This is a genomic window from Serratia sp. G204Y, assembly GCF_051172435.1.
Taxonomy (GTDB): Bacteria; Pseudomonadota; Gammaproteobacteria; order Enterobacterales; family Enterobacteriaceae; genus Serratia; species Serratia sarumanii.
On sequence record NZ_JBPIZA010000001.1, the window covers coordinates 1 to 13,326 of the forward strand.

The 13,326-nt window shown below is 60.4% G+C and carries 13 protein-coding genes and 1 pseudogene; 8 read left to right on the plus strand and 6 right to left on the minus strand.

Annotated elements, in window-relative coordinates:
* The 3 genes and pseudogenes from ACSBQQ_RS00005 to ACSBQQ_RS00015 form a co-directional block, all read right to left on the minus strand.
* Positions 1–208, minus strand: a pseudogene (locus tag ACSBQQ_RS00005) (transketolase); the annotation flags it as partial.
* Between the two features lie 18 nt (positions 209–226).
* Positions 227–1,177 (minus strand): transaldolase, encoded by a 951-nt coding sequence (gene tal / locus ACSBQQ_RS00010; protein WP_049195466.1) that lies wholly within the window; start codon positions 1,175–1,177, stop codon positions 227–229.
* Positions 1,178–1,434: 257 nt separating this feature from the next.
* Positions 1,435–2,028 carry a lytic polysaccharide monooxygenase gene (locus ACSBQQ_RS00015; protein WP_033635482.1) on the minus strand — a complete coding sequence of 198 codons (594 nt, stop codon included), beginning with the start codon at positions 2,026–2,028 and terminating at the stop codon, positions 1,435–1,437.
* Between the two features lie 404 nt (positions 2,029–2,432).
* Between ACSBQQ_RS00015 and ACSBQQ_RS00020 the strand changes: the two genes are divergently transcribed.
* The gene (locus tag ACSBQQ_RS00020) at positions 2,433–3,374 is read left to right on the plus strand and encodes a LysR family transcriptional regulator (RefSeq protein WP_033635481.1); all 942 of its coding nucleotides are present in this window, start codon (positions 2,433–2,435) and stop codon (positions 3,372–3,374) included.
* 86 nt (positions 3,375–3,460) lie between these two features.
* Here ACSBQQ_RS00020 and ACSBQQ_RS00025 read toward each other — a convergent pair whose 3' ends face one another.
* On the minus strand, positions 3,461–4,960 hold the full coding sequence (locus ACSBQQ_RS00025; RefSeq protein ID WP_060422079.1) for a glycosyl hydrolase family 18 protein: 1,500 nt from the start codon (positions 4,958–4,960) through the stop codon (positions 3,461–3,463).
* A 292-nt stretch (positions 4,961–5,252) separates the two neighbouring features.
* Between ACSBQQ_RS00025 and ACSBQQ_RS00030 the strand changes: the two genes are divergently transcribed.
* From ACSBQQ_RS00030 to maeB, 5 genes are all read left to right on the plus strand, one after another.
* Positions 5,253–5,579 carry a phage holin, lambda family gene (locus ACSBQQ_RS00030; protein WP_004936551.1) on the plus strand — a complete coding sequence of 109 codons (327 nt, stop codon included), beginning with the start codon at positions 5,253–5,255 and terminating at the stop codon, positions 5,577–5,579.
* Complete coding sequence (locus tag ACSBQQ_RS00035) at positions 5,569–5,970, plus strand: M15 family metallopeptidase (RefSeq protein ID WP_021505638.1); 402 nt, start codon at positions 5,569–5,571, stop codon at positions 5,968–5,970. The genes ACSBQQ_RS00030 and ACSBQQ_RS00035 overlap by 11 nt, the downstream gene beginning before the upstream one ends.
* Positions 5,967–6,347 (plus strand): DUF2570 family protein, encoded by a 381-nt coding sequence (locus ACSBQQ_RS00040; RefSeq protein WP_060388097.1) that lies wholly within the window; start codon positions 5,967–5,969, stop codon positions 6,345–6,347. The genes ACSBQQ_RS00035 and ACSBQQ_RS00040 overlap by 4 nt, the downstream gene beginning before the upstream one ends.
* Positions 6,328–6,501, plus strand: coding sequence for an Rz1-like lysis system protein LysC (gene lysC, locus ACSBQQ_RS00045; protein WP_428847970.1), 174 nt, complete (start codon positions 6,328–6,330; stop codon positions 6,499–6,501). The genes ACSBQQ_RS00040 and lysC overlap by 20 nt, the downstream gene beginning before the upstream one ends.
* 212 nt (positions 6,502–6,713) lie before the next feature.
* A complete protein-coding gene (maeB, locus tag ACSBQQ_RS00050; RefSeq protein WP_016926766.1) occupies positions 6,714–8,993 on the plus strand; it encodes an NADP-dependent oxaloacetate-decarboxylating malate dehydrogenase in 2,280 nt (759 codons plus the stop codon).
* Positions 8,994–9,043: 50 nt separating this feature from the next.
* On the opposite strand, the gene mmuM is transcribed toward maeB, so the two are convergent.
* Positions 9,044–9,982, minus strand: a complete 939-nt coding sequence (mmuM, locus tag ACSBQQ_RS00055; protein WP_060427670.1) for a homocysteine S-methyltransferase — start codon at positions 9,980–9,982, stop codon at positions 9,044–9,046.
* Entirely contained in the window at positions 9,972–11,381 is a 1,410-nt protein-coding gene (gene mmuP, locus ACSBQQ_RS00060; protein ID WP_033635472.1) for an S-methylmethionine permease, read from the minus strand. The genes mmuM and mmuP overlap by 11 nt, the downstream gene beginning before the upstream one ends.
* A gap of 177 nt (positions 11,382–11,558) precedes the next feature.
* Between mmuP and ACSBQQ_RS00065 the strand changes: the two genes are divergently transcribed.
* Positions 11,559–12,407 (plus strand): ChaN family lipoprotein, encoded by an 849-nt coding sequence (locus tag ACSBQQ_RS00065; RefSeq protein ID WP_435013192.1) that lies wholly within the window; start codon positions 11,559–11,561, stop codon positions 12,405–12,407.
* Between the two features lie 102 nt (positions 12,408–12,509).
* On the plus strand, positions 12,510–13,313 hold the full coding sequence (locus ACSBQQ_RS00070; RefSeq protein WP_039564823.1) for a TonB family protein: 804 nt from the start codon (positions 12,510–12,512) through the stop codon (positions 13,311–13,313).
* The last annotated feature ends 13 nt before the right edge of the window (positions 13,314–13,326 follow it).

Genomic DNA, 13,326 nt, shown 5'->3' on the forward strand with positions numbered 1-13,326 from the left:
ACATGGAGCCGTGGCCGTTGGAGAGCACGAAACGGTCGCGGTCAGCCCAGTGCGGGTTAGTCGGGTTGTGGTTGAGGTAGTCACGCCACAGGACTTCGGCGATGTCCGCCATGCCCATAGGGGCACCCGGGTGGCCGGAATTGGCTTTTTGTACGGCGTCCATGCTGAGTGCGCGGATGGCGTTGGCAAGCTCTTTACGAGAAGACATAACGAAACTCCAGTGCGGTTACAGTTGAGCGGCCAACATGTCTTCCAGCTTCTGCTGGTCGACGGCGAACAGGCGAATGCCTTCGGCGAGTTTTTCCACCGCCATGGCGTCCTGGTTGTGCAGCCAGCGGAACTCCGCTTCGGCCAGCGGGGCCGGTTGGTGGAAGCCCTCGGTGGACGGGGTCAGCTTGCGCTCGACCGGCCGGTCACTGTTTTTCAGCTGTTCCAAAAGGTTCGGCGCGATGGTCAGGCGATCGCAGCCGGCCAGCGCCAGGATCTGCTCAACCTTGCGGAAGCTGGCGCCCATGATCACCGTCTGGTAACGATGACGCTTGTAGTATTCATAGATGGTGCGCACCGATTTCACGCCCGGATCCTGCTCGGCGTCGTAGTTGGCGGCAGGCTGTTTGGCCTGATACCAGTCATAGATGCGGCCGACGAACGGCGAGATCAGATACACGCCGGCTTCGGCGCAGGCGCGGGCCTGGGCGAAGGAGAACAGCAGCGTCAGGTTGGTGTTGATGCCTTCTTTTTCCAGCTCCTCGGCGGCTTTGATGCCTTCCCAGGTGGAAGCCAGTTTGATCAGGATGCGCGATTTGTCGATGCCCTGTTCTTGATACATGGCGATCAGCTTGCGCGCTTTGGCGACGCACATGCCGCGATCGAACGACAGGCGGGCGTCCACTTCGGTGGAGATGCGGCCCGGCACGCTTTTGAGGATCTCGACGCCGATATTGACCGCCAGCTTATCGCTGGCGTTGATCAGCTGGGTTTCCTTGCTGCCGCCCTGGCGGCGGGCATAGTCCAGTGCTTCGGTGATCAGCGCCTTGTACTGCGGCAGCGCGGCGGCTTTCAGGATCAGCGAAGGGTTGGTGGTAGCGTCCTGGGGTTCGAACTGGCGGATGGATTCGATATCGCCGCTGTCGGCGACCACCGTGGTCAGCTGCTTGAGTGCGTCTAATTGATTCATTGATAAGCTCCTTGACCAAGCTCAACGTAGGGAAATGAGAACCTTTTTCATCATAGGGGGAACACACTGCATCATCGGGTCGGGAATGAAAATGCGCTTTTTCTGATTGTTGCGATGGATAATAACAATGAATGCCGAGTAAACCCAGGCGGGGCGCGGTTTACGGCGGGAGAGGCGAGGGGGGCGGTGGCGCGAGAGCCAAAAAAAGAAGGGTTCAGCGCCAGGCTGAACCCTCAAAGATGGCCTCATTTGGCCGATTATTTGCTCAGGTTGACGTCGATCGCCTGATAGAAGGCGTTGGCGGTGTCGGCTATATCCCACACGGCAAGGATCACGTGCGAACCGCTGCGATCTGCCGGTATATTGCATTGGTGGGTAACCTGTGCGGCAGGGATGGCGCCGCCGTCGTTGAACTGGCAGAACGGCGTCAGATCAAAGGAGGCGCGGGTCAGCGGCTGCGAAGCGTCCCAGTTCGGCTTGGTGATGAAATAGCGCCAGCTGGTGGTGCTGTGACGCGCGGTCAGCTTCCAGGTAAAGGAGTTCGGGCCGGTTTTCAGGTTGAGCTTGTTCCAGCGCGTCGGCGTTTGCTGATCCAGTTCGAAGAAGGTGGACTTGTCGGCGCTGGCGATGTGGCCGTCAGCCGGGCCGGCCTGCGGGAAGCCTTTCAGGCCTTCGACGCTCTGCGGTTCATACTGCACGCTGCCGCACTGGGTGTTGAGCTGCAGTTTGCACTGATAAGCGCGGCTGGCCGGCGATTCGACATAACCGTGAGCATTCGCCTGTTGCGAAACGCCGAACATGGCTGCGCTCAGCAGGCCCAGAGAGAATAGGGTACGGGAAGTTTTGTTCATAAGTCACTCCTGACTGAAATTATGTTGTAAGTTGAGCGTATTTCACCGACAAAATGAGAGGCTAATAACGTAATTGGAAATAACCCTTCTTGTCGGCTTGTTTTATTTTTATCATTCTGGTCGTGCGACAGAGCGGAATGTTTTAACGGCTATTAACGAAAAATATTATGATGACGATCTTTGATCGTTAGGCTGAATTTATTTAACTGTCACAATGCAAAAATAGAGCGCTATGATGAATTTTATATCAGGTCGTGATGAATAGTATTTAAGATAGCGCTCTCATTTATGAAGTATATTGCTTGTTGCCTTGAGTATCCTTGTTCGATTTGATCGATTTTTGTGCGCCACCACCTTGGGAATTTAGTGTCATTTTTCTTGTTTTATTTTAAAGAGGAATTTGTATGACTAGATTATCCCTGGACGCGATTAAAATAATCAGCACCATTAAGAGCACCGGCTCTTTCTCTATGGCGGCGGAGGCGCTGCATAAAACGCCTTCGGCAATCTCTTATCGGGTTTCCAATATTGAAAGCAAACTCTGCGTGAAACTTTTTCATCGCAATGGCCCCATGATTACCCTGACGGATGAAGGGGAATTTCTCCTGCAGGAGGGCAGCTGGATATTAAATGCGGTGCAGGATCTGGAAAGCCGGGTAAGAAACATCCCCAAGCTGGACAATAATATCCGCCTGGCGGTGGACACCTTCTTCCCGTTGGAGACCCTGACGCAGGATATCCGCGACTATATTCAGCATTGCCCGAACGCCAATATCTCGGTGCAGCGAGAAGCGCTGAACGGCACCTGGGATGCGCTGAAGAACAACCGGGCGGATCTGATCATCGCCATCGGCCAAATCCCCGACAGCGTACAGGCCAAAACCCTGATGCTTGGCAAGCTCAACTTTGTGCTGTGCGTGTCGCCCTCGCATCCGTTCGCGGCGCAGAAAAAGCCGGTGTGCAAGAAGCAGCGCTTGAACGACATCGTGGTTGCGATCGCCGACAGCAGCCATGAACTGCCCAAACGCAATCACGGCACGTTGCCTTTGCAGCGCCAACTGGTGGTGTGCGACGTGGAAAGCAACCTGGCGTTGCTCAAACGCGGCATTGGCCACGCTTTTCTGCCGCCGTCGCTCATCGAAAAGGAACTGGCCAGCGGCGAACTGGTGACGGTGCCGGTGGAGATGCAAAAGGGCGACGAAATGATTTGGCTGGCGTGGCATCCGGCCAGCAAGGGCGCCGGGTTTAACTGGTGGCATGAGCGGCTGACGCGCAAAAGCGATGTTTACAGCCTGATGGGCCGCGAAGTGGTGCGGGATGGCGGCTATCCTTGGTGCCACAACTGAAGGAATAGAGACGAAGGGACGCGAAAATCAAACGGTTAACTCAATGAAAACCCCGCAGCGCTCGGCTACGGGGTTTTTTTTATGGCTTACGCCACGCGGCCCACCTTCAGCCAGGCGCTGTCGGAGCCGGGCGCCGAGGTGATGTAACCCCATTTGGTCTGCCAGACGTAACCCTGATAGGACACCAGCGCGCCCTGCGCGTAAGTGGTGCCTGGCACGTAGGCCGGCGCGGTCATGATCGGCAGGTTGCCGGGGCCGACGCCGGTGTAACGCAGGCCGGTGCCCATATCCAGTTGGCTGTCGTCGTAGTCCGCGGCGTTGAAATAGCGATCCAGCGCGGCCAGCAGATCGCCGTTGCGGTTGTCTTGCCCCAGATGCCAGAACATCACGCCGCCCAGCTGCTGCTGCTTGATGTACTTCGCTTTGTATTTGAAGCTTTCGGCATCGTCATAGGTGACGAACAGCCCGTTCTGCGCATGATACAGGTAAGGGGTTTTGGTCTTGTCGTTCCACAACCGCTGATAGCCGTAGTTACCCTGCAGCATCTGCTCCAGCTGGCGATAGGAGGCGATGCGCGGATCCTTGTCGCGCACGCACTCTTCGCAGCCCACCAGCCAGTAATCGGTGCTCGGATACGGATCTTCGCCCGGCGTGCTGTGGCTGCTGTACTGGCCGCCGTTGCTGCCGCTGACGCCCCTGAAGGCGCGGCCGTAGAAGGGGACGCCCATCACGATCTTGGCGCTCGGCACGCCTTCCATCATCAGGTGTTGCTGCACCGCGGCGTCGACCGTCAGGCTGAACGGGCTGGGGAAGGCGCGGGTCAGCTCTTCCCAGCTCCAGCCCAGATTGGCTTCGCGCAGCGCGTTGTAGAAGGTCGGCCCGGCCGCGTCGCCGAACAGCGCCGCCTGGTGGTTGGTGATCTTCTCCCAGGGGCCGGCCAGATCGTAGGTCATCAGGTTGATGTAATCGAGCGGCGCGACGATCTGCGCCAGCTTGCTGTAATAGCGCGACAGGAAGAAGGCGCCGCCGGCGCCGGCGATAGTCAACTGATACGGCAGCGCCTGGCGGCCGTCGGCGACGGTTTGCTGATTCAGCAGGGTGCGGATCTCTTGCAGCGCGGCGATGAAACCGTCCACTTCTGATGCTTGCGGGTACTCCCAGTCGATGTCCACGCCGTCGAAGCCGTAATCCTTCATGATGCGCACGCAGGATTGGGCAAACTTGGTGCGCGAGGCCGGGGTTTTCACCGCGTTGACGTAGTTGGCGTGCGACACGCCCAGATCGTTGGAGTAGTACCAACCGCCGATGGAGAACATGATGCGCAGGCTGGGATTGTGCGCCTTGAGCGCGGTCAGGCGGTTGACCACATCGCGCGCCTTGGCATCGTTGGTGGCCGGATCCCAGGCGCATTCCAGGTTGCTGTTGATATCCAGGAACGAGAAGTTGATGTGCGTCAGCTGTTTGGCTTTGGCCGGCGTGATGTTGGAAACCGGGAACGGCACGACGGACGTATCGGACTCGGTGTAATTATTGATTTGGTTGGTCGGAATAAAATAATACCCAATAACGGCTTTGCGTGTGGACATGGTATTTCTCCAGAGTGGATGTTTTTAAGATGGGACATATTTCCCGCAGCCATTAATGTTTATTTTTCGTGAAAACGAAAGTCGAAATAAATCACGATAACAATGAAATTTTATTCATCGCCGTCAACATTGGCGCTTATGCGTTGTGCCAACGCTCAGCATGAATGAATTCGACCATAGGGCCTGTATTTATTCATTTGCTTTGTAATAGCATCCTTAACTAGATTCTGATTATCCGATGTCCCACCGGCCGTGATTGGCATTTAATTAAAAATAAAAAAGGAGATGAGCTATGTCCAGCATAGAGCCTGACGCTGTTGGCTTAATAGTCCAGCGAGTATGTGAATATCTTCAGCCGGTATTAAACGCCATTTTGGCCGGCGTCATGGCGCTATTGCACGGCGCTTACCGCAACGTGGGCATTCGGCGCCGTTTATTGAATGCGGCGATGTGCGCGTTATTGGCCTGGACGGTGCGCGATGCGCTGGCGCTGATGGGCCTGGAATTAAAGTGGGCGAATTTGGCCAGCGTACTGATTGGCTTTATGGGGGCAGATTACATCAACGCCTTAATTAAAAAGTTCATCGGCAAAAAGACGGGGTTTAAAAATGTTAAATGACATCGAAGAGATTCGTTTTACCGCCCGCAGCGAAGAGAACCTGCGCGGCGTGCACCCGGATCTGGTGCGCGTTATTCGTCTGGCGCTGCGTTATTCGCTGGTGCCGTTTTCCGTCAGCGAGGGGCTGCGCAGCATGGCGCGCCAACGGGAAATGGTGCGCGCCGGCAGCAGCCAAACGCTGCGCAGCCGCCATCTGACCGGCCACGCGGTGGACGTGGTGGCGATGCCGGCGGGTGTGGTCTCCTGGGAGTGGGATTACTACGCGCAGATTGCGGTGGCGGTGCGGCGCGCGGCGCGTGAATGCGGGATCAACGTCGAATGGGGCGGCGAGTGGAAAACCCTCAAGGATGGCCCGCACTTCCAGCTGGCGTTCCGGGACTATCCGGCATGAGCGGCTGGCTGCAAAAACTGATGCAGGGCGGGTTGCTGCTGCTGTTGCTGGTGGCCATCTGCCTCGGCGGCTACAGCTCGCTGCTGTCGCACCAGTTGGCGTCCGCGCGCCAACTGGCGGCGGAGCTACAGAAAAGCCTGGCGCAGCAGGCCGGGCTGATCGCCACCCTGCAGACCCAGGATGCGCAAAACCGTGCGCTGATGGCGGCGCAGCAGCGGCAGGAACGGCAGTTGCGCCAACAACACGAGGCTTATCAGAGGAAATACCGTGAAGCGATTAAAAACGATCCCTGCGCCGCTCAGCCTCTGCCTGGCGCTGTGCTTGAGCTCCTGCGCCCGGCCGCCGGCGCCGCAGGCCGTGCCGCTGTTGCCCCCTGAATCGGTGTTCGCGCCCTGTGAGCAACCGCGGCTGCGAGGGGAGACCTGGGGCGATGCGGTAAGCTATACCCTGGCGTTACAAACCTCGTTACACATTTGCGCCGGCCAGGTGGAGACGCTCAACGCTTGGCGCGCCACGCTGCCGCCACGCTGACGGCGGCGCTTCTTCGACTCGTCTCGCGATCCTTTTTTTACTTTTAAAACGGTCTTTCGGCCAAGGTTATGGCGCGCTTCAAAGTTTGTGATGTTTCTCTCACTATACTTCAAGGCTGCGCCCTGTCATTGTACTTGGGCGCCACGGCCCACGGCAGGGCGCAGCCTCAAAGCCTTACCTCAACATAAAAGCAAAAAACAAAGGAATCCATAATGGACGAACAGCTCAAACAGAGTGCCCTTGATTTCCATCAGTTTCCTGTCCCAGGGAAGATCCAGGTTTCCCCCACCAAACCGTTGGCGACCCAACGCGATCTGGCGTTGGCCTATTCGCCGGGCGTCGCCGCGCCTTGCCTCGAGATCGCCGAAGATCCGTTGGCAGCCTACAAATACACCGCGCGCGGCAACCTGGTGGCGGTGATTTCCAACGGCACGGCGGTACTGGGTCTGGGCAATATCGGCGCGTTGGCCGGTAAGCCGGTGATGGAAGGCAAGGGCGTTTTGTTCAAGAAGTTTTCCGGTATCGATGTGTTTGATATCGAAGTGGATGAGCATAACCCTGACAAATTGATCGACATTATCGCCGCGCTGGAACCGACCTTCGGCGGCATCAACCTGGAAGACATCAAGGCGCCGGAGTGTTTCTACATCGAACAGAAACTGCGCGAGCGCATGAAGATCCCGGTGTTCCACGACGACCAGCACGGCACGGCGATCATCACCACTGCGGCGGTGCTTAACGGCCTGCGCGTGGTGAAGAAGAATATCTCCGACGTACGCCTGGTGGTGTCCGGCGCCGGCGCGGCCTCCATCGCCTGCCTGAACCTGCTGGTGGCGCTGGGGCTGCGGCAACAGAACATCACCGTTTGCGACTCCAAGGGCGTCATCTATAAAGGCCGCGACGCCAATATGGAGCAGACCAAAGCCGCCTACGCCATCGAGGATAACGGCCAGCGCACGCTGGGCGACGCCATCCCGAACGCCGACATCTTCCTCGGCTGCTCCGGCCCGGGCGTCTTGACGCAGGATATGGTGAAAACCATGGCGCGCGATCCGCTGATCATGGCGCTGGCCAACCCGGAACCGGAAATTCTGCCGCCGCTGGCCAAAGCGGTGCGCCCGGACGCCATCATCTGTACCGGCCGTTCCGATTACCCGAACCAGGTGAACAACGTCCTGTGCTTCCCGTTCATCTTCCGCGGCGCGCTGGACGTGGGCGCGACCACCATCAACGAAGAGATGAAGCTGGCCTGCGTGCACGCCATCGCCGATCTGGCGCTGGCGGAGCAGAGCGACGTGGTGGCTTCCGCCTATGACGATCAGGATCTCTCCTTCGGGCCGGAATACATCATCCCGAAACCGTTCGATCCGCGCCTGATCGTCAAGATCGCGCCGGCGGTAGCCAAGGCGGCGATGGACTCCGGCGTGGCGACGCGCCCGATCGAAGACTTCGACGCTTACGTCGAGAAGCTGGCGGAGTTCGTCTACAAAACCAACCTGTTCATGAAGCCGATCTTCTCGCAGGCGCGCAAAGAGGTGAAGCGGGTGGTGCTGGCGGAAGGCGAGGAAGAGCGCGTGCTGCACGCCACGCAGGAACTGGTGTCACAGGGGCTGGCCTTCCCGATCCTGGTCGGCCGCCCGAGCGTGATCGAGATGCGCCTGAAAAAGCTGGGTCTGCAGCTGACGCCGGGCAAGGATTTCGAAGTGGTAAACAACGAGTCGGATCCGCGCTTTAACGAATACTGGGGCGAGTACTACCAGATCATGAAACGCCGCGGCGTCTCGCAAGAGCAGGCGCGCCGTGCGGTGATCGGCAACCCGACGCTGATCGCCGCCATCATGCTGCACCGCGGCGAAGCGGACGCGATGATCTGCGGCACCATCGGCAGCTACCACGAGCATTACGACGTGGTGAAGAACGTGTTCGGCTTCCGTGAAGGCGCGCACGTCGCCGGCGCGATGAACGCGCTGCTGCTGCCGAGCGGCAACACCTTTATCGCCGACACCTACGTCAACGACGATCCGACCCCGGAACAGCTGGCGGAGATCACCCTGATGGCGGCGGAAACCGTGCGCCGCTTCGGCATCGAGCCGAAGGTGGCGCTGCTGTCTCACTCCAGCTTCGGCTCTTCCGACTGCCCGGCGGCGCGCAAGATGCGCAAAACGCTGGAGTTGGTGAACGAGCTGGCGCCGGAGCTGGAGATCGACGGCGAAATGCACGGCGACGCCGCATTGGTGGAAAGCATCCGTCACGATCTGATGCCGGACAGCCCGCTGAAAGGCTCGGCCAACCTGCTGATCATGCCGAACATGGAAGCGGCGCGCATCAGCTACAACCTGCTGCGCGTCTCCTGCTCGGAAGGGGTGACCGTCGGGCCGGTGCTGATGGGGGTCGCCAAGCCGGTGCACATCCTGACGCCGATCGCTTCGGTGCGCCGCATCGTCAACATGGTGGCGCTGGCGGTGGTGGAAGCCCAGACCGAACCGCTGTAAGCCCGGGTTGAGTGACTGGCCCCCTGCGCCGCTGGCGCCGGGGGCTTTTTTTATGCCTTGCAGCGCGCAGCGATGGCGCGGATATCCTGCGGGGTGGTGCGGCAACAGCCGCCGATCAATTGTGCGCCGAGCGCGCGCCACTTCGTCGCCTGATCGGCCAGGCTGCCGTGCTCGCCGCCGCAGGCGTGCCAGGTTTTGCTCACCGCATCGTAGTGCTCGCCGGAGTTCGGGTAAACCAGCAGCGGTTTGTCGGCCAGCGCGCCCAGTTGGCGCAGCGCCGGGGCGACCTTGTCCAGCGCGATGCAGTTGATGCCGATGGCCAACACCTGCGGGTTGCCGCGCAGCGCGGACAGGACCTCCGTCAGCGGCGTACCGTCGCTGAGATGTTGACTGCCGCGCAGGGTAAAGGCGAACCAGGCGCCGAGCGTCGGGAATTCCTGCAGCAGCGTCAGCAGCGCCTGCAGTTCGGCGAACGACGGCAGCGTTTCGCAGGCCAGCAGATCGACGCCGGCGGCCGCCAGGGCGGCGATGCGCGGGCGGTGGAAGGCCATCATGTCATCCTGCGCCAGCCGGTAATCGCCGCGGTATTCCGAGCCGTCGGCCAGATAGGCGCCGTACGGGCCCACCGAACCGGCGATCAGCAGCGGCGCGACCTGCGGGTGCGCGGCCAGATAATCGCGGCGCGCCCGCTGCGCCAGCTGCACGCTTTTGGCGATCAGCGCCAGCGATTGCTCCTGATCCAGGCCGCGGCGCAAGAAGCCCTGCGGCGTGGCCTGATAGCTGGCGGTGATGGCGCATTGGGCGCCGGCGTTGAAATAATCAAGATGCACCTGATAGATAAGCTCGGGATTTTCAAGCAGCACCTTGGCCGACCACAGCGGATCGGTCAGATCGCAGCCGCGCGCTTCCAGCTCGGTGGCCAGCGCGCCGTCCAGGATCAGCGTGGGATGTTCGGCCAGCAGGCGGGCGACGGGGTTGTTAACCGACATGTTGTTCTCCCAAAGCGGTTTTTTGCCCGGCGCGCCGGGTCAGGAAATAGGTGAGGTAGCACAGGGCGACGAACGGCAGCCCACAGTAGAGCGCAATGCGCTGCTCCGGATCGAACGCCAGCCCGATGCAGGCCAGCAGGCACAGCGCAAAGCCGAGGATCGGCGTCAATGGGTAGCCGGGCGCGCGGTATTTCAGGCCGCTTATCGGCTGGCCGCTGCGCAGGTAGGCGCGGCGGAAAGCATAGTGGGCCGCGCAGATGCTCAGCCACACCGCCACCACCGCAAAACCGGAGATCGCCGACAGGGCGACAAACACCGTGTCCGGCGCGATCACGCTGGTCAGCAGCGCCAGCACGCCGCCGAGCATGCTGAAGGTCAGGGCGTTGATCGGAATGCCGCGCGCATTGACGCGCGCAAAGTAGGCCGGCAGGGTGCGCTGGTGGGCCAGCGACCACAGCATGCGCCCCGAGGCGTACAGGCCGGAGTTGGCCGCCGACAGGATGGCGGTCAGGATCACGAAGTTGAAGATATCGGCGGCGTAAGGCACGCCGATGCGTTCAAACACCAGCACGAACGGGCTTTTGACGATCCCCGCCTGATCCATCGGGATCAACGCTGCCAGCACGAAGACCGTGCCGATAAAGAACAGCATCAGGCGGATCACCGTAGTGCGGATCGCCAGCGGCACGACTTTTTCCGGGTTCTCGGTTTCGCCGGCGGCGATGCCGATCAGTTCCGTGCCGGAGAAGGCGAAGTTCACCGCCACCATGGTCATCAGGATCGGCAGCGTGCCGTGCGGCAGCCAGCCGGAAGCGGTCAGGTTATGCAGGAACGGCGCCGGGGTACCGTCTTTCATCGGCAGCAGGCCGAACATGGCGGCGCCGCCCAGAATGATAAACGCCAGAATGGTCACCACTTTGATCAGCGAAAACCAGAATTCGCTTTCGGCGAAAAAGCGGGTGGTCACCACGTTAAGCAGGAAAATGGCCACGCAGAAGATCAAACACCACAGCCACACCGGCGACTGCGGGAACCAGTACTGCATGCAGAATCCGGCGGCGGTCAGGCTGGAGCCGAGCGCCACCGTCCAGGTGAGCCAATACAGCCAGGCGACGGTATAGCCGGTGGCCGGCCCCAGATAGCGGGAAGCATAGACGTGAAAAGCGCCGGTTTCCGGCATCGCCACCGACAGCTCGCCCAGGCACAGCATCACCAGATACACCACCAGAGCACCGATCAGGTAGGCCAGCAGCGTGCCGAGCGCCCCGGTGGTGGAGATGATGTAGCCGGTGTTGAAAAACAGCCCGGTGCCGATCACGCCGCCCAGCGACAGCATCACCAGGTGCCGGGCCTTCATGCTGCGTTTGAACTGTCCTGCGGCGGGTGCCGATGGTTGCATAATAATCTATCCGTATAGACGTCTAAATATCTGAATGGCTATTGGTTATACCCGCAATGCTTTTTCAACGCAATGCGCAGCCGGCGATCGGCGCGTAAAAAAATCGTTAAGCCGGATCTATATGCAAATGATAATTATTATCTATAATGTCGCCATTTTCGATAATGGGGCAACATGATGAGATACCTGATTTTATTGGCGGCGTTGGCGCTCGGCGCCTGCAGCCAAACGCCGGTTAAGACGCCGGCCAACGACGTCGCGAGTCTGGGGAGCATCACCGATTTGCACAGCGGCGCGAGCCTGACGCCGGAGCAGCTGTTGACGCGACTGGCGCAGCAGCCGCGGGTGATCCTGGGTGAGAAACATGACAATCCTTACCACCATCAGATTGAGCAATGGCTGGTGCAGCAGCTGCCGCTGCGGCGGCCGCAGGGCAGCGTGCTGATGGAGATGATCAACCCGAACCAACAGGCGCAGGTCGACAAGGTCAAGCAGTGGTTGCAGAGCGATCCCACGGTGCGTGACGGCCGCGTAGCGGAGCTGATCGCCTGGCAGCCGGGCTGGAAGTGGGCGCTGTATGGCGGGGTGACGATGGCGGCGATGCGCGCGCCTTACCCGCTGTGGTCGGCCAACCTGGATCGTAGCGAGATTATGGCGTTCTATCAGCAGCCGCAATTCCCGGCGGGGCAGCTATCGGCGCAGCCGGCGGTGCGCAAGGCGCTGGAAGAGACCATCCGCACTTCGCACGGCGGCAAGATTGAGGCCGACCAGTTGCGTGCGATGCTGGCGATCCAGCAGCAACGCGACCGGCGCATGGCTGAGCGCCTGCTGGCGGCGCCCACGCCCGCGCTGTTGATCGCCGGTGGCTATCACGCCGCCAAATCGGTGGGGGTGCCGCTGCACGTGCGGGATCTGCAACCGGCGGCGGCGCTGACGGTGCTGACGGTGCTGATGCTGGCGGAGCCGGGCGTACAGGTCGATGCGAACACCGCAGACTACCTGTGGATCACACCATCAGTGAAATGAATACGTTAAGAGAGTGAAAAGGGGTGTTAATTATAGTTGCAAATGATTATCATTAGTAAATGTGATCTGCAATCATTCGCAATTAAGCAAGCTAATGCCCCTATGTTAAGTCAGTCTTACTCCCTCCCGGCCTTTGAACTGCCGCAGCCGCGCTGGGCGCGCGGCCTGCTGCTCGCTCTGGCGGCGCACGCGGCGTTGGTGCTGCTGTTTTACTGGCCGCAGACGGCGCTGGAGCCGGTGGTGTTGCCACCGCCGGCGGTGATGATGAGCTGGGCGGCGCAGATTGAAGCGCCGGAAAGCAAGCCGCTGCCGCTGGGCGTGCAGCAGGCGGAATCCGCTGCGGCGCAGCCGGCGGAGCAGCAGCAACAGCCGGATCTGCCCAAGCTGGCGCGCGCCGAGAAAGCGAAAATCGTGACGGCGCAGAAGAAGCGCGCCGAACGCCGCCCCCCGCAAAAAACGCAGCCGCAGCCGAAGCCGCAGGAACAGGCCAAAGAGACGCGCAACGCCGCCGCGTCCAGCGCCGCCGCGCCGCAGGCGCAGACGATCTCCCACCAGACCGCCGCACCGATCAACAGCGACGCCAACAGCAACGCACAGGCCAAACTGTCGTGGGAGAGCCTGGTGAAAGGCAAACTGAACCGCATCAAGGATTACCCTTTGGATGCCCGCAGCCGCCGGCGCAGCGGCATGCCGCAGGTCAGTTTCAGCGTCGACGCGCAGGGGCGGGTCTCGAACGTTACGCTGCTGGTGCGCTCCGGCACTGCGTCGCTGGATCGGGAAGCGGTAGCGGTGGTGTCGCGCGCTCAGCCGTTGCCGCCGCCGCCGCCGGAGATGCTGCAGCAGGGGGCCGTCAGGGTGACGATGCCGATCGATTTCAATCTGGCGGAGCTGAATGCCCGCCGTTAATGCCCGTAGGCGC

Bases quoted from the DNA above. Each gene is read 5' to 3' on its own strand.
- tal (WP_049195466.1), bottom strand. From the start codon at position 1,177: ATGAATCAATTAGACGCACTCAAGCAGCTGACCACGGTGGTCGCCGAC.
- ACSBQQ_RS00015 (WP_033635482.1), bottom strand. From the start codon at position 2,028: ATGAACAAAACTTCCCGTACCCTATTCTCTCTGGGCCTGCTGAGCGCA.
- ACSBQQ_RS00020 (WP_033635481.1), top strand. From the start codon at position 2,433: ATGACTAGATTATCCCTGGACGCGATTAAAATAATCAGCACCATTAAG.
- ACSBQQ_RS00025 (WP_060422079.1), bottom strand. From the start codon at position 4,960: ATGTCCACACGCAAAGCCGTTATTGGGTATTATTTTATTCCGACCAAC.
- ACSBQQ_RS00030 (WP_004936551.1), top strand. From the start codon at position 5,253: ATGTCCAGCATAGAGCCTGACGCTGTTGGCTTAATAGTCCAGCGAGTA.
- ACSBQQ_RS00035 (WP_021505638.1), top strand. From the start codon at position 5,569: ATGTTAAATGACATCGAAGAGATTCGTTTTACCGCCCGCAGCGAAGAG.
- ACSBQQ_RS00040 (WP_060388097.1), top strand. From the start codon at position 5,967: ATGAGCGGCTGGCTGCAAAAACTGATGCAGGGCGGGTTGCTGCTGCTG.
- maeB (WP_016926766.1), top strand. From the start codon at position 6,714: ATGGACGAACAGCTCAAACAGAGTGCCCTTGATTTCCATCAGTTTCCT.
- mmuM (WP_060427670.1), bottom strand. From the start codon at position 9,982: ATGTCGGTTAACAACCCCGTCGCCCGCCTGCTGGCCGAACATCCCACG.
- mmuP (WP_033635472.1), bottom strand. From the start codon at position 11,381: ATGCAACCATCGGCACCCGCCGCAGGACAGTTCAAACGCAGCATGAAG.
- ACSBQQ_RS00065 (WP_435013192.1), top strand. From the start codon at position 11,559: ATGAGATACCTGATTTTATTGGCGGCGTTGGCGCTCGGCGCCTGCAGC.
- ACSBQQ_RS00070 (WP_039564823.1), top strand. From the start codon at position 12,510: ATGTTAAGTCAGTCTTACTCCCTCCCGGCCTTTGAACTGCCGCAGCCG.